Genomic DNA, 20,300 nt, shown 5'->3' on the forward strand with positions numbered 1-20,300 from the left:
TTTCCGGGGCTTTCAGAGGGGGTTTCTGTTCCCCACGTTTTTTTGTGGGGAACGGTGATAACCAAATTCTGGAAAACGCAGACACGCTTATATTCAAAAACATGTTTGTGTTCCCCCTGTTCCCCATACATTCAATAAGGGGGAACGGCCGCAGCCCACGGTTTTACTGGCTGTTCCCCCGTTCCCCCTGTTCCCCACGTTTATAGGTTCCTGTGAACTCGGGCATTCATATTTGGTGGATTTGGTGGTCATGCGCCGCCCCCTTCGCTGTCCATGGCTTCTGGGTCGATCACGTACAGGCGCGCCGATCCGCCGGCGGGGATGCGGTACTTTTTGGTTTTGCGGCTATCGCGGTCGGTGTCGCGCTTGGCCAGGGCCCCGCCAACCTCCAGTGCCTTGACCACGCGGGTGAGGCCGAACCCATGGGCGGCCTCGATCAGTGCGGACTTGTTGAACAGATAGAGCCGCTTGCCGGCCACCAGCTCCCAATACCCGGCGCGGTTGAATACCTTGGCGTCCACCTCCGCTGCGTCGACATCGGAGAATCGGCTGCTGCCGTGCTTGTCGATAAAATCGATGATGCCGGCTAGGATCTGGCGGTCTTCTGCGTTGCCCCCGCCGACACGGGAGAGCCATTCCCCGTAGAGCAAGCGGCAGTCGGAGAGGGCGGTGCCCGGCTGCCATGGCAACAGGCCGTAGGCGATGGCCATCTCGCCCGCCAGCGCAATCACGGCGAACCGGTCAGCCACGCGGCCGGCCTGGGCGTTGTCCTCGACGAACTGGGCGCGGATGCCGTCAAAGTCACTGAGCAGCCCGGGCTTATCGTCGGCGGCGACTAGGCGCTCCACAAACGCTGGCCCAAGGTGGCCGTGGTGGGCGCCGACCGCCACGGTGAGCTGTCGGTGAAAGTCCGCGCCCTCAAGCCCGTGCAATTCGTCGAAGGCCCGGTGTGTGCGGGTACCGGCGTTCACGTCGACCATGCGCAACTCGGCGCCAGCGTGGGCGGCATTGCCGGATATGGCCGCGTGTTCAGAGAGTGAGCGCTCGCCGCTGGAGAGTGTCAGCAGGCGCCAGCTCAATTTGGCGCGGCCTTCGCGCTCACGGGTCATGGTGCCTTTGCCCTGGCCGTTGGCGAGTGAGTAGGCCATTTCCTGTACGCGCTTGGGATCAGCACGCTTGATCTCATCCAGCGGGAGGATGGTGTCATTGCGGCTCGACGCTTCGATCTCCAGGCCGCCTTTGGTCATGTCCCAACTGGCGGCGAACACGCCCGGGTCGCCCCATACCGACGATCCGATCAGTTGCGCCAGCGACTTACCGCTTGAGCTATCGCCCACCAGGTGAACACCACCGCCCAGCACTCCCACCAAACTCAGCAATGGGCCGGCCAGTGAGCAGCCGATCGCCAGTGTCAGCACCGGGTTGCCTGCGCACTTGGCGGCCACCTCCGATTGCCACAGGGTCAGCTCGCCGCGCCGGCTGAAAAGTACCTGAGCCTTGTTGCTGGCCTGGTACCGCACATTGGCGCTGCCGATGGTTCGCCCAGGCAGCACGAACGCGCCCGACTCATGCCAGCCAGGCCGGCTGGTGGTGGCAAACACTTCTTCAGGATGTTGGTCGAGCAGGTACTCCATGAACGTGCCGCGTTTCTTGAGGGCAATGATGACGCCCATCCCGAACAAGGCTCGCCGGGCGTCCTCGCCGCTGCCGCCGAACACCTCCATGGCGATGATCCACTCCTTGATGCCGCCCTCAGTTATCAGGCGCAGCAACCGCCCCTCGCTGCCATCGTCGCTGTTGGTGGTTCGGGCCACGACTGTGACAGGGCTAGAGATCCACTCATCGGTGATAGGCCGGTCGCCGGTATCGCCCTCGGCGTCGTCCTGGTCAGCGGCTGCGCGCTTGAAGCTATGCCAGTAAACGCCCGGGCGTAGCTTTCGGCCCTTCTCATTGATCACCCAGTGCTCATACACCGCCCAGCAGGGGCGATCTGGCGCAATGGTCGCGGCGTCCGGCCGGAGGTTGATCACGTTGGTGTCAGGCTTGGACATGGGCGAGTTTCCAGTTGGCGAGGTCGTTGAAGTCGGTGAGATCGTCGGGTGCGCCTTCCGGCCACTCAGGGAAAGCCACTTGGCCACCCACGGCCGCCGCCGCTGCGTTTGCTGCTGCGCGCCCCGGGTTGCCATCGGTGAGTCGGTCGTCGTCGCCGGCGATGACGATTGGTTGGCCCGGGTAGCGAGCGCGAAGTGCCATTGCCGCCGGGAGCAAGTTGCCCGCGTTCATTGCAGCGGCAACGACATAGCCGCCGTGCTGGTGGAGGCTGGCGGCCGTCGCCCACCCTTCGCAGATGCAAAGCACAGAACCTGGCTCGATGATGCCCAGCGGCGAATAGGTGCCCTTGATCCGCCCGCCGAACAGGAAGCGCTTGTCGCCGTCCGGAGCAATTCGTTGCAGGTTGACCAAGCACCCATCCAGGTACAGTGGGATCAGCAGGTCAGTGCCGCGCTGGCGCAGACCGTAGGAGCGAACTGCCTTGGCTACCAGATACGGGTGGTCGGGTGAGGCGCGGCGCGCATTGCGCCACCAGTGGTTAGCCTTCTCGGCGGCCTGCTGCTGGCGCCGGTGTTGCTCGGCTTCGCGCTGGCGCCGGGCCTGGTCAACTCGCTCGCGGATCTGGGCCGCTTCGCGGGCGTCCACCGGTTCGCGACTACACCAGGTGCTGGCGCCGCCGGCTTTCCAACTGCCGAACGCGCCGGATGCAATGCCGTCCAGGTACAGCACATACCAGCCGTTGAGCGAGCCGGGCTTATCCTCCGGTACGCGGAACCGGTGGATTGCACCGTCGGGCTCTGGCAGCCAGTCGAGAGGACCATAGATGGCCTGGAGGGCATCACGGAATTGGATCGTTGCGTCTGTCATGCGGCCCCCTTCGGCGGGGTAAACCGCTTGGCCAAGTTCTCCAGCTTCTGAGTCAGGCGCTCCAGCTCATCGCAGTGGCGGCCTTGATCGCCTTCCGAGATGCGCAGCTCCAGGAAGCCGATCAGAGTTTCCACCAGCACGGCATAGCTGGCGCTGTCGATATGAGCGCCAGCAGCCGGTGGGCCACCACCGCCCTTGGGCTTGATGGGAGTGACGTTACCCATGAGTCACCCCCTCGGCGCCCGAATGACCGACCCAGGCGGCGCCGTCGAAGCGTTGCAGGCGCACGTCGGCCAGCGGCACGTCGCCAGCAATGGCAAACCAGTTGATGGGCGAGGCACCACGCTTGCGTCCCACAGATTCCAGCTTGCGGCGGGTGGTGCTGGTGATACCTGCGTACTTGCAGGCATCCACCCAACTCATCAGGCGCGCGTCGTCGGCAGGAAGGGAAAACCGGGCACAGCCAAACTCGGCCAGTTGCTCTGCAAAGGTCAGCAAGCGCGGACCATCCGCGCCCATGACCATCTTGGTCGCGGTGCCCTCCCAGCGTTGCGCCTTGGAAAACCACACTAGCGGCGGCTCATGCTCGGCACCGGCGTTGTTTGGGTGAAGTGATCCAGACGTGAGGATCAGCGGCAGATGATGATGTTCTGTCGTGTAGTGGTGAACCATGATCACTGGCGACCTCCTTGACGATCAGCGCCAGCAAAGGCCCGGCAGACGTTGCCGTTGTTCACGCCGTGCCAGTGGGTGATGTCGTCGATCCCGTCAACCAGGCAGGCCGTCACCTGGGCGTCAGCGCAACGCATTACAACGCGCCCGCACTCGGCGTCGGCCTCGGTCAAGAACGGCCCCAGCAATGCCTTGGGCACCTTCGGGTGTGTCACGTAAAACAGTTCGGTGGCTTTTTTCAGGCAAGCCGATCCCGTCGACGCAGATGCGCCGTTTTGAATTTTCATAGTTAACCTCTTAGGTCAGGTCGCTAGATCGAATCTGAACATGACGGCATCGCCGCCTTGAATGGGGTGATGGTCATGGACAGCTCCTGACGTGAACCGCGTCGTGAGCAGCGCCAGCGTGTCGTCCCTTCCAGAAAAAGTTGCGGGTTGCGAGGGTGATCGACTCCAGGCGGCTTTCGATCTCAGTGGCAAGGGGGTTATTCCATCCACCGTCGAGCTGCGGGACAACGTGCGCCAAAAGGATTGAGCGCAATTCGTTGAAGGTCGCACGGGCCTCATTCAGGCGCGCCATTTGCTCGGCTGTGACAACAACGTCATCCAGCAACTCTCCCTCGATGACCAATACAGCGGGGAGCCTATTCATCGCGATACCCCCAAATCCTGCGACGCAATTTCGGATTGTGCGTTCTGTGGCGCGCACCCACTGAGAGCCTTGCCGATCGCCTCAAAATCTCCGCTGGCGGTGTTGGCGCCATCAGCGGCCAGGTTCCACGCAATGTCCACCAGGTTGCGGACGTGCTGGCTCGTGCCATTGTCTGCCAGTGCGGCATACAGCAGGGATTCAAGCTTGCCCAGGACGACCTGTGCGCTGCCTAGATCCTCAAGCGCGTCGTGGGCGATCTCTTGGATGGTGCGGGCGGGGGTATTCATTGCACACCCTCTGCAGACTCTAGGGAGCGGGCGATGCTCATGTGGTGCGAATAACGCTTGAGTCGGGTTGCGAGGCTGGAGTTTGCGCGGAGGGCGCTCAGTGCCATGCGGCGGTGAGCAAATGCGCGAATTGCGGGCAGAGTGAGGGCGTGTTTCATAGATGTAGCTCCCGAATCAGGGGAACCACCACGGCCTGCCGCCAAGCAGAGAAGGGTGGCGAGTTGCACAGGATTGGCGGACCGGTGATTCAGGAACCCGGCGCACCCGAGGGTGCTCCTGCGCAACCCGCCATAAAACGAGAATGCGGGCACAAAAAAAGCGCCTGCAATCGTAATGGGGGCGCTGTTGCGCCTGAAATCATTCGACCCGCCAAGGTCGTTGTCAGCAATGTGACGGGGAGAACCATACCGGCGGGCGTGATTGCTTGCAACAGAAGTTATCGACCGTTCATCGCTGATCATGAGCATTGCTGTCATGGGCGGAAGCCCTCCGAATCGAGTGGCAGCCTCAGTTGCTCCCTCAGATGGGCGACGTGCGCGTACACGCCTGGTTTTTCGTAGCGCCAGTGCGCCAGCCGGCGACCGCTGTTGCTGGCTTCCTTTTTGCGGGCCTCCAGCGTCTGGCAGGCGTGCCCATACCGAGCCTCGCGGAACGCCATTATTAGGCTCGCTTTCAGTTCCACAACGCGGTCGGTATTGCGGGACAGCGACAGCAGGAAGAACGCTTGATCTTCGTTCAGCAGGGCGAAGCGTTCCGGCCTACCACCAGCAGTTCCGGCCAAGGGTTTCTCCGTTTGAAAAGGAACAACCCCGAACTCTTCAAATTTCGCCAGGTAGCGCTCGATAAGCACCATCGAGTTTTTGTGTTTGTTACCCAGTTGCTCAGCCAGCAAGCGGCTGTCGACGCGAGGTTCGCCCTGGTAATCAGTCACGGCAATGTGAGGATTTCCCGGATCACCCTCGCCCATCGGCTCAATGATCTTGGTCGTCATGAGACCACCTTCTGCACTGGGCCAGTACTCAGGTAGTAGGTCGCAACCTTCTGGTGCTCGCGGCCTTGGTCATCCTTCAGCGTACCCAGGTGGGTAACGATGCCGTGCCCCTGCGCACGCAGCTCAGATATTCGCGCACCAGGGCGCAGGATGTTAAGAAGCATGATGGCTTGGAAGGTGTTGATCGAACCATGCAGATGCAGGTAAGCCAAAAGGCGCATGCGCTGGGCGCTACCACTGGTGTCGCTGACGCTTTGCGCCGAGCAACTATTCTCGGAATGCAGGATCTTTTCCATGTCAGGCCACCCCACTATCAGAGTCAGCTTCGGTATGGACGAATTGATGGCGGCAAACTAAACGACGATTAAGCACCAAAGCGTTTAAGGGTACAGGAAGGGGTAAAGCCGCTTTTTCAAGACAAAGCGATCCTGTCCCCGCGTCAGCGCAGAGTTGATTGGTCATCATGGGTTAAGCCTCCTGACTGAGCAGGAAGGATTCCACAGACTCAGGCTCCCAGCGGACTGAACGACCAAAACGGATCGGTTCAGGGAAGCCTGGAGTTTTAGACCAGCGCCACCAAGTGGAACGGCTGACCTGATAGCGGGCACAGAGCTGAGCTGCGGTTGCGCGAGTGCCAGGGATCGGCAGGTTGGGTAAATCAGTGATGCGGGCGACATTTGATGTCATTGGTGATTTCTCAATAAACCGAATTGAAAAACCGAGAGGATCGTCCTGTAGACCACCCGTACCTGTGAACAGGTCAAAAGGTGGCAAGTCATCGGAAAGAGCACCACTGCATAAAAAACCAGTAGCGCATTATTCCCTCCGGTACTACAGTCCGCCCGAGTTTACCTTTTACGGTAAATTCATCGAAGCCCGTCAAAATGCTTCTCCCTCGGCGTTGCGTGCTGGCCTAGCCGGTATGCAGAGGACGTTAGAGCGTCCTTTTCCGAGCAGCCCCTGGAGGTCGAAGACCAGGGGCTTTCTTTTGTCTGCAATTCCAACTGTCAGCGATTCTAACAGCAAACTCTAACCAACAATGTTCGATGGCGTTTCATTTGTTGGTAGAAAGCTCTAGGCGTGGTCGCATGGTAACGGGGCACCAAAAAAACACCAAACAGTTTTTTGCCGACTATGTGTGGATTACTTGCACTGTTCCACATGGAACAATCTCCCAACTACTGCCCAACATGTACCAACACGTACCAACACGTCCGTTTACGTTCGACTATGTATTGGGGAAAGCGCAAAAAATATCCCCCTACCGCTTGTCTGACCGCTCGAAATGCCCTAAGCATGGGGGTCTCAGGGGGGGCGCATGAGGGCCTCAATAGGTTCCAGCAATGATCATGCATAGATTTTACGGTGATATTTTGACGATAATTGCACCAGTGTTTTGTCGTGCGCGCCACGAAACACAAACTAAGCAAAACGTGGCGCGGAAATCGCACCCGCGCTTTTTAATCGCAGTGTCGCGACACAAAACGTGAATTAAGAAATCGTGTCGCGACATATCTCGCCAGCTCCAAATTCCAAACTAACAACGTACCGTATTACTAAACGTTGTTTATTCCCGCTTATTCCCGCTTATTCCCACCTATTCGCAGTTTCAGCGTGTTTTAAGCAGAGTTTGCGGAACTGAAAAGTGCTGTAGGCCGCGTACTACGGGGATTCAGCAGCGGACTGCTGGTGGTGCCCTGCGTACGACAAGATTGGGACATGGGGGCGGGGATTTTCTTTTTCAGATTCGGGTCAGCTGCACGAAATTCACGACATTGCATCGGTTTTTTTCTTTTTCCGGTGCGAGATGGAAAGCACGTTGCCCGTATCAGTGACCTCCCCCAAAGCCTTAGCCAAAGCTCGGTCAAAGAGCTCGATAGCTTTACGTTTCTCTGGCAGCGCTGCTTCGGGATTGTTTCGGTAGTGCCGAGAAACGACACCTGTCTGGCCGTGAGCCTGAAGGAGATCTGACAAACGATCATCAACACCGTGCTTCTGCATCAGCTGTGTGCAGGTCCGGCGCAGGTCTCTCGGGGAGAAAGTCGGGATCTTCGCACCAGCGATTAACGCGTGCTTGGAATCCAGCCAGTCTGCAACGGCATGGGTCGGACTACTGATCACAAAGGGCTGTTTACCGTGTGTAGTCCAGGGCCATGGATGATCACCATTGATTTCCCGCACTTGCCGCATTATGGCAATGGCTCGATCGGAGAGCGGTACCAAATGCGGCCGGCTCATGGTTTGACCACCTCGCCCCTTGCGGTGAATTAATAGCACCGTGCCCGCGTCTAGATCGTAGTCCCCCCAAGTGGTTTCGATCAGGTTCTTGATCCGCTGACCGCCAGTTGATATGACAAACTTGAATAGCAGCGCCATTACCGGACCAATTCCGTCTGTACTCTGAACCGTCTCCCAGAATTGCTTAAGCTCAGCATCAGACAGGGCTCGTTCGACAGGCGCCGAGACTTTATCGACCTTCACCATTGCTGCAGGGTTGATCTCAAGGCTATAGGTCTTCGCATTGGAGCGACCAACCACACTCTCAGCCGTGAGCCCATGGTTGAATGCTGCCACCAGAAACGAACGCATACGATCCGCCTGCACTTTGGAGCCGCGCTCCCAGATCGGGTTGAGAATGGTGAGGATGTGGTCAGCCCTAATATCTCGGGCCTTCATCCGTATTACCTCAGGGTGGGGCTCTTGCATGTTCGTCTTGAGCAGCCGTTCCAACTCCTTCACGACACCAGGTGTCGCCTTCACGCGGCGCGACTCAATGTAATCCAGGAACAAATCGTGAAAGCTTCCGCGGGCCGCTTCAATTTCGGCGAGGCGGAAACGTTCTAGCCGTTCCGCTTCCTCCAATGCGGCTGTGGCTGCACGACTAGCCGCGGCCGCTACTTGTTGCACCGAGATGTGCTCCAAGTACTTGGCAATACCGCCAGCGGCAGCCGCCTCAACTGAAATTCGCAAAGCCTCACCCCGGATACCATCCAAGCTCTGCTCGTCTGTACCCACACGCGGCTTCTTCGCAAGCGTTCCGAGAGGCAGCCGCTTGTCGCTGTCAGATGTGCGTTCCCGATAGTAGGCCTGAATAGCTCCGGAAGCTTTACGCTCGAGCAGCAAAGTCCCCTTTCCGCGAGAGCCGACCGGCTCCGACTGACGAGTCTTTACCGCATAGGCTTCCATCTCGGTCATACGCGTACGCTTAGCCATTCTTTCCCCGTTTTCCCCATCCGTTCCCCGTTTCTCATGCAAAGGTACGCTAACAGGTGAAACATAGAAAGACATCGAATTGACTACAGACCAAGTAAACCCTGGGCCAAGCAAAACAGGTGACACTCGATGAAGCGAGGTAAAGCCTCAGAGCAAACGGCTTGTAATCAGTAGTTCCCGGGTTCGACTCCTGGTGCCGGCACCATACAAAACGAAGCCCTCGCAGAAATGTGAGGGCTTTGTTGTTTCTGGGGTGTTCATATTCTTTGTGCACCCGCCCCCTCCCCTGCTAAATCGTCAAAACCCTCCGATTTTTGTTCCAAAGGTTCATCTTTCAACCTTTATGCTAAATTATGGGTGGCCAATAATTATGGCGTATCCATAAAAAGAGGTAATTGCATGAGCAGCATATTTCAGCGTCCTGAACTGGCTGAAAGCATGGCAAACCAGCTTCTCAACCCCGGCGTCCTTGATGAGGGTCTGCGCTCAGGTCTATTTCTGTCTGGTCTGCGTAGAACAGGCAAAACAACATTCCTGAGAAACGACCTCATCCCGGCCCTGGAAGAAGCTGGTGCTCTGGTCATTTACGTCGACCTCTGGAGCGATACGCTGGCCAACCCGGCGACGCTGGTGCATGACGCCATACGCAAAACCCTGGAACAACTCCAAACCCCCGGCTCCACCTTGCTCGAAATGCTCAAGCGAGTCAGCAGTGCAGATGCCGGCGTGGCGGGATTCAAGTTCGGCTTCAAACTCGACAGCATTGGCAGTACTGGCGGCCCAACGCTGGCGCAAGCGCTGACAGAGGTAGTGGACCAAGCGAAGACCGACCTGGTACTGATCATCGACGAAGTGCAGCACGCCATTTCCTCCGACGATGGCAACCGGCTGTTGCTGGCGCTCAAGGCTGCTCGTGACGCGATCAATCCCCGACCGAATACTCCAGGCTACTTTCTGTTCATTGGCACCGGGTCTCACAGGGCGCAGGTGAGCGAACTGACTGCAAAACGCAACCAAGCATTTTCCGGTGCGACGTCCGCAGCCTATCCGGTGCTGAAAGGTGATTATGTTGAGTACCTGCTCGACCGACTTGCAATGTCGGTGAAAAAGGAAAAATTACCGTCCCTTGATGTCGCCGTCGAAGCATTCAACACGCTGGGGAATAGACCTGAGGAAATGCTCAAGGCGCTGCGGCAGCTCATGCAGCAAGACGGTGATCCCGACCTTTTTCTGCCAGTGATTGCAAGCACGCTACGCTCAGCGGCGGCGAGTCTGGAGCTTGAGAAGGTTGAGCGGCTGGGTAGCTTGGCTCAGGCGATTTTCAACAAAATCGCATCTACGGAAGGTGATGCTCGGGGGATTTTCTCCACCGACGCGGCGGCTGAGTATTCCAAGACCGTGGGGCGAGAGGTACGGGTCGAGGAGATTCAACCGGTGGTGATTGCGCTGGTTGCGGAGAACATCATCATGCGGCGTGGGCATGGGATTTATGCGATTACGGATCAGTTTGTTCAGGAGATTTGGTTAGAGGAGCGGGCGTTGATTGAGGCTAGTTGATAAATAAATTCGTCCTCGTTACTCCATATAAGATTTTTATGATGGCCTTTTGCCAATCATGTTGTATTGTCGTCTTGATATTGAGCGCCTCAAGGACGGACATGCCATGCCTAAAACAAAAGAAAGGAAAGAAAAACTTTCTATTTACTTAGTAAAAAACGTCGGAAGTAGCGACTTAGATATCCTAAAATTAGAAAACGCAAAACCTCCAATATCAATTGACATTCCCAATTTAGAAACAGCCAATCTTTACATTAAAAAAGAACCCCCAAAGCACTCCCCGCCTTGGACAACGATTTTCACCTCAAGACCTGAAGTCTCAATCGACGACTTCGGCAACAGTAGTAGTGTAGGCGCGGCCTTAGTTATAACCACATCACAATACAAATTTGTCCTAACGTTCGGCACAGGCTTCCATCTTTTACACGACGATACTATCGAACGTGATTTTGGTTTACGGGTTACATTAAACTCAGTAAATCCGGATAAACTAAGAAGCTTAGATAAGTCCAGCTACGACCACAACCCTCTAAATTCGAGAACACAAAGCACCAAAGAGGTCGATATATTTGACCTACATATAGACTCAGAAATAGAAATATTATCCACGGTTACAGGTTGCTCGACCGTAGATATTTTCGGCACCCACATCACAGGAAGAGATGCATTTACAGTTATTTCAACCTTAGACCTCGATCACTTAAGTGAATTACTCGAAGAAGCCATCAACCGGTATAATCAAAAATTGCCCGAGGTTTTTGAATGGGTTGACAATATAAATAGGGTGCGCGACCTAGATGACATCCAGATTCTTGACCTCGAACTTGAAAGCCTCTTGAACGGATCTAACTTAGATAGTTTCTGGCTAGGTGAACCGGAAATCGTTGATTGGGAAAACCAGCTAGGTTACTCGTTTGATCAGTATTCCCGTACAGAGCGGCACGTTGTATTAGAACTAAAAGACTTGATTGACTATTTAAACGCAAAATCAATCTCCCTTTCGGTCGATGCGCTAAAACACACACAAGTCCATATAAACGACCATCAATATAGATCTATTAAAAGCTGGCCTGCGTACAAATGCCTTTATGCTGAAATAACTTACAGCGGAGAAAGCTATATTTTACGCAGCGCGACATGGTACAAAGTAAATACAAGTTTTCTGCAAAAAATAGACGATCACCTTTCCTCAATAACTATGTATAGCACTCCTTTACCACGCTATGACGAAGATAGAGAGGAAGATTATAATCTAAAACTAACATCCGATCCCGCATTTGAGTTGCTTGACAAGAAAAATATCAGAATAGGCGGTATTTATGACAAACTAGAATTTTGCGACCTCATTAAAAACGGGAACGAACTAATACATGTAAAATACTACCGAAGTTCCAGCACATTGAGCCATCTATTTTCACAAGGATGTGTTTCAGCAGAAGCATTCGTCCGCGACATAGAGTTCAGGAAAAAACTTAATTCAAAGCTACCTAGCTCAATAAAGCTTATCGACCCCGAACTGAGACCAAACCCTGGTGATTATAAAATAGTATATGCAATTGCGACGACCAAAAATCTTCCTCTTGAACTTCCATTCTTTTCTAAAGTCACGTTAAAAAACGCTCTAAAAATACTTCGTGGATTAAACTACCAAGTTGAGATCACAGCGATCGATGTAGATCCCAACCTACTGCTTAAAAAGAAGTGCAAACCTAAATAGTTCGGAACGCAAATTTTTCCTCCCTGTTGCGCCCCCCGCGCCACCACGCTACCCTCCCCCTCGTCGCTGCCAATTCAGCGACCGGGCCTGAGAACCCGACATGATGCAGGCGCAACAGCGCCACCAATCACGATTTGCAGGCGTTTTTTTATGCCCGCAGTTTCGTGCAATGGCGGCTGTGCGTGGGAGACCTTCGGGTCTGCCGGGTTCCTGTATCTCCGGTTCTCAGCCTGCGCACAGCTGCCACCCATTCGCCTGAGAACGAACGTGGTAGCTCTCACTTGATACGGGAGTTTTACCGATGAGCGCTCCAAATCCGTCCGGCCTCACTACCCTCGGCGTTACCCCTTTTTCCTTTCATTCCGACCAGCCTCTGTTCCGCGTTAACAGCGGGGTTTCCCTGCGGGAAGCGCTGTCTCACGTCTCCGATTTGCTGCATGTCGCCAAGCTGTTGGCAGAGGACGCGGCCATGATTCGGGATACGGACCGCTACGCATGGGCTTCGCACTATCTGCAGGAGATGGGCAAGGCGGTGATTGATGATGTGGTGAAGGTGTTGGAGTCGCCGGGCAATAATCAGTAGGTGTGTCAGGTTGTAGATGTGTTGGCTGGGCCACCGCCATCGCGGGCAAGCCCGGCTCCCACATTTGATCTTTGTTGTTTGTTTTAGAGTGCCTGGCTAGAAGCCGCCACACAAAAAAACGCCCCGAACCATCACGTTCCGGGGCGTTTTTCGTTCAACTGCGTCGCTTAGTGCCCAGCACTCTGCCCACCGTCCACATGCAGAATTTCCCCCGTCACAAACCCAGCCGATTCCAGATACACAATCGCCTGCGCAATATCCCGCGCCTCACCCATATGCCCAACCGGATGCAGGCTGCCCAGCGCCGCATGCGTCTCTTCACCATGCATCGGCGTCTTGATAATCCCGGGGCTCACCGCATTCACCCGAATGCCGCGCTTGGCGTATTCAATCGCCAGCGATTTGGTCGCTGAGTTCAGCCCACCTTTGGTCAGCGAGGCCAGCACCGACGGCACGCCGTCAATCGCGTGGTCCACCAGGCTGGTGGTGATGTTGACGATGTGCCCGGCGCCCTGTTTCAGCATTTCGGTAATCGCCAGTTGGGTGATGTAGAAGAACCCGTTCAGGTTCACGGCCAACACGTTCACGTAGTCTTCGTGGGTGTAGCTGGTGAAGGGTTTGGCGACGAAGACCCCGGCGTTGTTGATCAGGCTGTCGATACGGCCAAAACGCGCCACGCCTTCGCGGATGACGCGCTCGGCGGTGGCCGGGTCGGCGATGTCGCCGGCCACGGTAAGAATGTCTGGATCGGTCGACGGTTTGATCGACCGGGAGGTGGCAACCACACGGTAATCCAGCCCGCGGTAGGCCTTCACTGCAGCAGCGCCGAGGCCTTGGGATGCACCGGTAATCACAACGACTTTTTTCGAGTTGCTCATGATGAAACCTCTATATGGAAAATTCGATGGCTTGTTCCAGCGCGTTGGCGCCCAGGGCACACCACGTCGGAGATGAAGTAGAGGGTGACGGGCGTGCTCATGACGGGTTTTCCGCGAGCTGTTTGCGGTATTGGGTGGTGGTGATACCGGCGTAGCCCCAGTTATCGGTGTCGACTTCTTCGATGACGATGTGGGTCAGCTCAGGGCGTTTGTTGAGAACGCGCTCGAGGGTTTCGGTGATTTCGGCAATGACCTGGGCTTTCTGCTCCGAGGTAACGCCGTCGCGGGTGATGCGTACGCTGACAAATGGCATGGCAAGGCTCCAGTGACTTGCCCATCGGTAGGGTGGGCAGGCAGTGAGGCCAATTTATGAGGTTGCTTGAGGCGGATAAAGGTGGGCCGGAGTACTTCATTAGTAACGCGGTGTAATCAATAAAGCCCTGATTGCAGGCATAAAAAAACCCCGAACCAGTCGGGGTTTTTTTATCGCCTGGAATCAGGCGCGACGAGCGATCAATTAGAAAACGTTGATCGGGTAGTCGGCGAACAGGCGGATCTCGTTACCACCCACGTTGTAGTTGCTGGCGTTGTTGGAAACGCGCAACCACGACGCACGGGCACGCAGGCTCAGGTCTTTGGCCGGGCCGGCCTGTACCACATATTTGAACTGGTTGAAGATCTCACGCTCGGTGCCACTGCCGCGGTTGGAACCGTCGTCAATGTTGGTGCCGCGCACGTAGGCGATGTTGTAGGTCAGGCCAGGCACGCCGAACGCGCTGAAGTCCAGGCCGTAGCCTGCTTGCCAGGAGCGCTCGTCCTTGCCGTTGAAGTCAGACCAGTAGGAGTTGGCCAGCAGGATGGTGTTGCCACCGTCGCCGATGCCGCTGTCCTTGGTGTTGTTGCGGTAGCCGCCGTACAGGTAACCGGTGTCACCGGTGCTGCGCTGGTGGGCCAGGGTGAAGCTGTGCGGGCCAACGGCCCACGTGGCGCCCAGGCTCCAGATTTTGTTGTCGCGGGCGTCGGCATCACCTTGGGTCAGTTGGGCGAAGCTCTTGTCCAGCTTGGTTTTGTAGCCGTTGAAGTCAAAGGTCAACGATTGTTTCTCTGGCAGGGCCAGTACGTAGTTGACGTTGACGTATTGCTTCTTCAGCACGTCCTGCATGTCGGAGGCGTACAGCGCGGCCGACAGGCTTTCGGTGAATTTGTAGCTACCGCCCAGGTAGTTGATGCTTTTCAGGTTGCCGCTGTCGCTGCCTTCGGCGCCTTTTTGGGCTTCCTTGGTGAAGTGACCCGCGTCGAGTTGCAGGCCTTCGATCTCTTTGGAAACGATCGAAGTACCGGTGTAGGTTTCGGACAACAGGCGGGAGTTGTCGTATTGCAGGACCGGCACGGCTGGCATCTGGTCACCGTACTTCAGCACGGTGTTGGAGATGCGCGCCTTGACGGCTGCGCCGCCCTTGGCCAGGTCGCTTGCAGCTTCGCCGCTGTCGCCTTGCTTGAAGAAGTTGATGCCGCCAGCGCCGCTGCGACCTTTACCACCATCCAGGCGAATGGCGTATTGGCCGATCACGTCCACACCCACACCGACGGTGCCTTGGGTGAAGCCGGATTCGAACTTGCCGATGAAGCCCTGGCCCCATTCGGCTTTGTCTTGCCTGCCGTTTTTGTAGTCGCGGCTGATGTACGCGTTGCGTGCCGCGATGTTCAGGTGGCTGTCTTCAACAAAACCCTTTGATTGGGATTGGTCGTCAGCCATTGCTTGCGTAGCGCTCAAAATCCCCAGAGCGATCAGCCCCATCCGTTGTTTCAACATTTTCTTATATTCCTTATTACTGGTTGAGTACGCGCTGTGACACCAGGCTCCGTGTTGCTTTTCTGGTGTCGACTTCCCCCAATAAAAAAGGCCCGCGGACGACTAAAAATGCCGCGGGCCTTTTTTTATTGGGGGAAGTCATGGCGGTTAGCCACAGGCGTTGGGGCGAATCCTATCCGCGCCTTTAACTGTGTGTCAATTTCGTGAATCTTCTGTATTTAGGCTAAAAAAGTCTAAGAAACATTAAAGAGCCATCATCGCTGAAGGCTCTATCCAGCACTTCTCGGATCCTCACAGCCTTGCAGGCCACACATTGGTGCACTCGATTGAGTGGCTTGAATCGAAATTGCGACTGTTTGTCTCAGCCACTCAGCAAAGGCTTCGGGCTTGCCTAGCCAGGGGCTGATGTCGAGCAATTGCAGTTGGCCATCCTGCTCCAGAGCCAACGTGGGAAAGCCCTGCCCGCCGATTTTTGCCAGCCATTGGCGGCTGTCCTTGATGTGCGCTTGAGTTGTTGTGCCAAGGATTTCACCGAAGGCGTCGTCGAAGACTTGAGGATCCAAACCGATAGACTCGGCCAGGCTCAGCAGCACGTCGTTATCGGCGATTCGACGACCTTCCACGTAGTGCGCCGTTTGCAAACGCGCCAACAGTTCCAGGCCGCGACCGGCGATTTTTTCTGCTGCCAGCACCGCGCTGATCGGCGGTGCTGAGTCGAACACCGCACCGTGGTCACGCAGTAGGCCTTCAAAATACGCCTCGCCAAACGGTTGCCCGGTGTACTCGGCGATGCGCCGGTCGTGGGGCATCACGTAGTCACGCAACTGCGGCGATACGGATTGGCGGTTGGCGCCGGTCATCATGCCGCCGCCGTGCAACTGGATCGGCAATAGAGCCTGGGCAGCGTGCAGCAGCGGCTCGGCGCCGTAACACCAACCGCACAGCGGGTCGTAAATGTAGTGAAGCGTGGTTGCCGACATGACGGGCTCCGATGGACGTTAATGCCCGGCAGATTAGTCTTACGCACAGTTGGGAAAAACCCCGGATTGGCTTTCAGACTGTTTCGAGAATCGGTCGAATACCCCTGTAAAACATACGCTGTAACAGTTTTTCAGAAAGCTGGGTTTAGGAATAGATAACCTGCGCAAATAGTAAGCATTACCATTAACGCACTTTTATCCTCCCACCCTTTTTGGATACTCACCCCGATGCCTGCCCTGCGCCTGACGCCCATTACCCTTGGGCTTTCTGTACTGCTGTCTGCCGGATTTGCCGGCGCGGCGACCGTCCTGCCGCAAACCTCCGTGAGCGCCGAGGCTGACGAAGACGACCCGCGCGTCAAGGAAACCAGCACCGCCACCCGAACCGCCACGCCCGTACGCTATGTGCCCCAGGCCATCGATTCGGTAAAAACCGAGAGCCTGCGTTCCTACGGCACCAATGACCTGGGCCAGGCCTTGAGCGGTGTGCCCAACGTCAGCAGCGGCGCCGATACGCGGTTCGACAGCTTGCGCATTCGCGGCTTCGATGCCAGCAACGACTTTTATCTGGACGGTATTCGCGACGACAGCCAATACGTGCGCGACCTGCATAACATCGAGCGCATTGAGGTGCTAAAAGGCCCGGCGGCGGTGTTGTATGGGCGTGGCGGCCAGGGCGGCATCGTCAACCGTGTGAGCAAACTTCCACAGGCCGGTCGCGCCTCCAGCATCGAGGCACAAGGCGGCAGCAATGATTTGCGCAGCCTGTACGCCGACCTCAGCACCGACCCCACCGACAACATCAGCCTGCGCCTGAACATGGGCAACCAGGACAACAACAGTTTCCGCGACGGCGTCAGCGGCAATCGCCAGCTGTTTGCGCCGTCCATGAGCTGGCAACTGACCCCCGACCTGAACTGGCTGGTGCAATACGAATACAGCCGCTACAACCGTACGCCAGACCGTGGCATTCCCGGGGCCAATGGGCGGCCGGCAGATGTCAGCCGCGGCACCACTTATGGTGACAAGCGCGATTACATCGACGACAAGTCCCAATCCCTGCGCTCCCGGCTTGCCTATGAGTTGAACGACAGCTGGCAACTGCGCCATGCGTTGGGCGTGTTCACCCTCGACAGCGACTTCGATAACACCTACGCCGTCAGCTACGACCCAAAAACCAACAAGGTCGGGCGCCAGCGCTGGCAGCAGGACTTGACCACACGCAACCTCTTCAACAACGTCGAGCTGGAAGGCGGTTTCACCACCTTTGGCCTGGAGCATCGCTTGCTGACCGGAGTGGAATTGGGCAGCCAGCGCCGTGACCCGAAACTCTATCGCGCTCCGCTCGCCGCTGTGCCGAGCGTGGATGTGTACAACCCCAACCCGAACCTGCGCCATTACGGTCGCCTTCCGGCATTCAGCAGCAGTCACACCGAAGCGCAAAGCCAGGGCTTGTATGTGCAGGACCAACTGCGCCTGAACGATCAATGGCAACTGCTCGCCGGTTTGCGCTATGACCGCTTTGATGTGGAGTCCACCAACAAATTGACCAACGCCTCGGAACAGGTCGTGAGCCACAGCACCAGCCCGCGCGTGGGCCTGGTGTGGACGCCGCTGGAACACCATTCGTTCTATGCCTCGTGGAGCAAGACCTTCTCGCCGACCGGCGGCGGCCTGATCGGCATCACGCCCAACGCGGCGGGCAACGCCAACGACCTGAGCCCGGAGCTGACCAAGCAGAAAGAAATCGGGGTCAAGAGCGACTGGCTCGACGAGCGCCTGAGCACCACCCTGGCGGTGTACGAACTGGAACTCTACAACCGCCGCACCCGTGACCCGCTGGACCCGACCATCACCGTACTCAGCGGCGAGCAGCGCTCCCGTGGCGTGGAGTTGACGGCTACCGGCAAGATCGTCGGCAACTGGTACCTGCGCGGTGGCGTTGGCGTGCAGGACGCCAAGGTGGTGAAGGACAACAATGGTTTTGAAGGCAAGCGCATCAGCGACGTGGCCAAGCGTAATGCGAGCCTGTTTGTCACCTGGAAACCGGAGATGGGTTGGTACGCGGAAACCGGGTTGACGCTGGTGGGTGATCGTTATGCGGATAACGCCAACACCGTGGTGTTACCGGGTTATGGCCGCTGGGATGCACTGGCCGGGTTCCGGCAGAAGGAATGGGATGTGCGGGCGGCGCTGAACAACATCAGCGACAAGACGTACTACGCGTCGGCGACGAGTGCGGCGCAGATTCAGTTTGGGGACCCGCGTAGCTTGGTGGTTACCGGAACGTACAGTTTTTAAACAGCAGCGCACTTTTCTGTGGCGAGGGAGCTTGCTCCCTCGCCACAAGGTTCAGTGCAACATTGAAAACAGTCGTCAGTTTTTCATCAACTCACACAACGCCTGCACCTCATCCTCGCTGAACAGCCCCAGCGGGTACCGTTCGCTCATCACCCGGCGCGGGTCGGGCGTCCTGATCTGCCTCGAACCGTTTTCCTTCAACCAGAGCGCCAGCGCATGGATCGCGTCACTGTTCACCCGCAAAGGGTGGAACGTGCGCGTGTACATCAGGTTGATATCGGCATTCATTTCAGCGCTCTCTCCGACTGCTTGAGCGGCTAACTTACTCAAGGTTTATGACAGAACCGCTTAGTCATACACCCTGCTCTGTGTCGCAACAGCGATACAAGAGCTATGCCAATGTGCCCGGTTTGTAGGCACATAAGCACAAAAAAGCCCACGAACCTGACGGGCCGCGGGCTTGCTGTGAGCGCGCAAACTGCGACGCGCCCGATTGCCGTTTAACCCGGCACTGAGCTGTTACAAGTGCACTCAGTTTTTGTGCGGGGCCGGCTGTTGCTGGGTCAGGCAGTGGATGTTGCCGCCCCCCAGTAACAGTTCGCGGCCAGGCACCATCACCACTTCGTGCTGCGGGAACAGGTTCTGCAGAATCTCCTTGGCACGGCTGTCCAGCGGGTCGTCGAAGCTCGGCGCGATGATGCCGCCATTGACGATCAGGAAGTTGACGTAGGAACCGGCCAAACGCACGGTGGGATTGCGCTCCTGGGTGCCGTCTACCGGATCAACGCCCGCACATTCTTCCTCGGTGGCGTACAGCGGCCCCGGGATCGGCATTTTATGCACTGTGAACGAGCGGCCCTGGGCGTCCGTGCTGCTTTGCAGTACGTCCATGGCGGCGTGGCAGCGCGCGTAGTTCGGGTCTTGCGGGTCGTCGGTCCAGGCCAGCAACACTTCGCCCGGGCGCACGTAGCAGCAGAAGTTATCCACATGCCCGTCGGTTTCGTCGTTGAACAGGCCATCCGGCAGCCAGATGATCTTATCCACAGCCAGGTTGGCGCTGAGCACCGCTTCGATTTCCTCACGCTGAAGGTGCGGGTTGCGATTGCGGTTGAGCAGGCATTCTTCGGTGGTGATCAGGGTGCCTTCGCCGTCGACGTGAATCGAGCCGCCTTCCAGCACAAAACCTTCGGTGCGATAACGCGGGCTGCGTTCAATCTCAAGGATCTTGCCGCCCACCTGGGAGTCGCGGTTCCACGGCGAATACAGGCCGCCATCAAAGCCGCCCCAGGCGTTGAAGTCCCAGTTCACACCACGCACTTCGCCGCTGTTGTTGATCACGAAGGTCGGCCCGGTGTCGCGTACCCACGCGTCGTCGCTGGACATTTCCACCAGGCGAATATTCGGCACGTCCAGGCGCGCACGGGCGTTTTCGTACTGGCCGGCCGAGACCGCTACGGTTACCGGCTCAAAACGTGCGATGGCCTTGGCCACCGCCACGTGGGCGGCCTGCGCCGGCTTGCCGCCCAGGCGCCAGTTGTCCGGGCGCTCAGGCCAGATCATCCAGGTTTGGGTCTGTGGCGCCCATTCGGCAGGCATATGGAAGCCGTCGGCGCGGGGGGTGCTGTGCAAAGTGGTCATGAAAAATCTCCTGGGGCGGCTGCATGAGCGTGGCGCCTTTATATCGGATAAAAATCGACCTTAAAAGACGATTTTTCTATACCGGCCAAAAATTACCGTT

At 57.0% G+C, this 20,300-nt stretch carries 20 protein-coding genes; 4 read left to right on the plus strand and 16 right to left on the minus strand.

The features are described 5' to 3' along the window. Positions 1-248 precede the first annotated feature (248 nt). From CEC48_RS14210 to CEC48_RS14265, 10 genes are all read right to left on the minus strand, one after another. Positions 249-2,051 (minus strand): DUF927 domain-containing protein, encoded by a 1,803-nt coding sequence (locus CEC48_RS14210; RefSeq protein WP_088424341.1) that lies wholly within the window; start codon positions 2,049-2,051, stop codon positions 249-251. Beyond that, positions 2,038-2,919 carry a toprim domain-containing protein gene (locus CEC48_RS14215; protein ID WP_088424342.1) on the minus strand — a complete coding sequence of 294 codons (882 nt, stop codon included), beginning with the start codon at positions 2,917-2,919 and terminating at the stop codon, positions 2,038-2,040. Before CEC48_RS14215 ends, CEC48_RS14210 begins: the two co-directional genes overlap by 14 nt. Beyond that, a complete protein-coding gene (locus CEC48_RS14220) occupies positions 2,916-3,143 on the minus strand; it encodes a hypothetical protein (RefSeq protein ID WP_088424343.1) in 228 nt (75 codons plus the stop codon). Before CEC48_RS14220 ends, CEC48_RS14215 begins: the two co-directional genes overlap by 4 nt. Continuing rightward, the gene (locus CEC48_RS14225; protein WP_088424344.1) at positions 3,136-3,597 is read right to left on the minus strand and encodes a hypothetical protein; all 462 of its coding nucleotides are present in this window, start codon (positions 3,595-3,597) and stop codon (positions 3,136-3,138) included. The genes CEC48_RS14220 and CEC48_RS14225 overlap by 8 nt, the downstream gene beginning before the upstream one ends. After that, complete coding sequence (locus CEC48_RS14230; protein WP_088424345.1) at positions 3,594-3,878, minus strand: hypothetical protein; 285 nt, start codon at positions 3,876-3,878, stop codon at positions 3,594-3,596. Before CEC48_RS14230 ends, CEC48_RS14225 begins: the two co-directional genes overlap by 4 nt. A gap of 360 nt (positions 3,879-4,238) precedes the next feature. Then, entirely contained in the window at positions 4,239-4,529 is a 291-nt protein-coding gene (locus CEC48_RS14240) for a hypothetical protein (protein ID WP_088424347.1), read from the minus strand. 472 nt (positions 4,530-5,001) lie between these two features. Beyond that, complete coding sequence (locus CEC48_RS14250; RefSeq protein WP_256579716.1) at positions 5,002-5,520, minus strand: Rha family transcriptional regulator; 519 nt, start codon at positions 5,518-5,520, stop codon at positions 5,002-5,004. Then, positions 5,517-5,816, minus strand: a complete 300-nt coding sequence (locus CEC48_RS14255; RefSeq protein ID WP_088424349.1) for a helix-turn-helix domain-containing protein — start codon at positions 5,814-5,816, stop codon at positions 5,517-5,519. The genes CEC48_RS14250 and CEC48_RS14255 overlap by 4 nt, the downstream gene beginning before the upstream one ends. Position 5,817: 1 nt before the next feature. Next, positions 5,818-5,985 (minus strand): hypothetical protein, encoded by a 168-nt coding sequence (locus CEC48_RS31565; RefSeq protein WP_176438716.1) that lies wholly within the window; start codon positions 5,983-5,985, stop codon positions 5,818-5,820. A gap of 1,302 nt (positions 5,986-7,287) precedes the next feature. Then, positions 7,288-8,715 carry a tyrosine-type recombinase/integrase gene (locus tag CEC48_RS14265; protein ID WP_176438717.1) on the minus strand — a complete coding sequence of 476 codons (1,428 nt, stop codon included), beginning with the start codon at positions 8,713-8,715 and terminating at the stop codon, positions 7,288-7,290. Positions 8,716-9,132: 417 nt separating this feature from the next. Here CEC48_RS14265 and CEC48_RS14270 point away from each other — a divergent pair, with 417 nt between their 5' ends. The 3 genes from CEC48_RS14270 (at position 9,133) to CEC48_RS14280 (ending at position 12,590) form a co-directional block, all read left to right on the plus strand. Next, positions 9,133-10,290, plus strand: coding sequence for an AAA family ATPase (locus CEC48_RS14270; protein ID WP_088424352.1), 1,158 nt, complete (start codon positions 9,133-9,135; stop codon positions 10,288-10,290). A gap of 106 nt (positions 10,291-10,396) precedes the next feature. After that, complete coding sequence (locus CEC48_RS14275) at positions 10,397-12,007, plus strand: TIGR04141 family sporadically distributed protein (RefSeq protein ID WP_088424353.1); 1,611 nt, start codon at positions 10,397-10,399, stop codon at positions 12,005-12,007. A gap of 301 nt (positions 12,008-12,308) precedes the next feature. Further along, entirely contained in the window at positions 12,309-12,590 is a 282-nt protein-coding gene (locus tag CEC48_RS14280) for a DUF3077 domain-containing protein (RefSeq protein ID WP_088424354.1), read from the plus strand. Positions 12,591-12,757: 167 nt separating this feature from the next. Here CEC48_RS14280 and CEC48_RS14285 read toward each other — a convergent pair whose 3' ends face one another. The 4 genes from CEC48_RS14285 to CEC48_RS14300 all read right to left on the minus strand — a co-directional run bounded on the left by CEC48_RS14285 (position 12,758) and on the right by CEC48_RS14300 (position 16,261). After that, positions 12,758-13,468, minus strand: a complete 711-nt coding sequence (locus tag CEC48_RS14285; protein WP_088424355.1) for an SDR family NAD(P)-dependent oxidoreductase — start codon at positions 13,466-13,468, stop codon at positions 12,758-12,760. Positions 13,469-13,565: 97 nt separating this feature from the next. After that, positions 13,566-13,781 (minus strand): 4-oxalocrotonate tautomerase family protein, encoded by a 216-nt coding sequence (locus tag CEC48_RS14290; protein ID WP_088424356.1) that lies wholly within the window; start codon positions 13,779-13,781, stop codon positions 13,566-13,568. Between the two features lie 204 nt (positions 13,782-13,985). Next, the gene (locus CEC48_RS14295; protein WP_088424357.1) at positions 13,986-15,281 is read right to left on the minus strand and encodes an OprD family porin; all 1,296 of its coding nucleotides are present in this window, start codon (positions 15,279-15,281) and stop codon (positions 13,986-13,988) included. A gap of 269 nt (positions 15,282-15,550) precedes the next feature. Then, positions 15,551-16,261, minus strand: coding sequence for a DsbA family protein (locus CEC48_RS14300; protein WP_088424358.1), 711 nt, complete (start codon positions 16,259-16,261; stop codon positions 15,551-15,553). Positions 16,262-16,489: 228 nt separating this feature from the next. Here CEC48_RS14300 and CEC48_RS14305 point away from each other — a divergent pair, with 228 nt between their 5' ends. Continuing rightward, positions 16,490-18,562 carry a TonB-dependent siderophore receptor gene (locus tag CEC48_RS14305; protein WP_088424359.1) on the plus strand — a complete coding sequence of 691 codons (2,073 nt, stop codon included), beginning with the start codon at positions 16,490-16,492 and terminating at the stop codon, positions 18,560-18,562. Between the two features lie 75 nt (positions 18,563-18,637). Here the strand turns inward: CEC48_RS14305 and CEC48_RS14310 are convergent, their stop codons facing one another. Together CEC48_RS14310 and aguA are read right to left on the minus strand one after the other, a co-directional pair. Further along, the gene (locus CEC48_RS14310) at positions 18,638-18,850 is read right to left on the minus strand and encodes a hypothetical protein (RefSeq protein ID WP_088424360.1); all 213 of its coding nucleotides are present in this window, start codon (positions 18,848-18,850) and stop codon (positions 18,638-18,640) included. A gap of 243 nt (positions 18,851-19,093) precedes the next feature. Continuing rightward, positions 19,094-20,200, minus strand: a complete 1,107-nt coding sequence (gene aguA / locus CEC48_RS14315) for an agmatine deiminase (protein WP_088424361.1) — start codon at positions 20,198-20,200, stop codon at positions 19,094-19,096. Positions 20,201-20,300: the final 100 nt, after the last annotated feature.

Source organism: Pseudomonas sp. K2I15, assembly GCF_002204795.1.
GTDB lineage: Bacteria > Pseudomonadota > Gammaproteobacteria > Pseudomonadales > Pseudomonadaceae > Aquipseudomonas.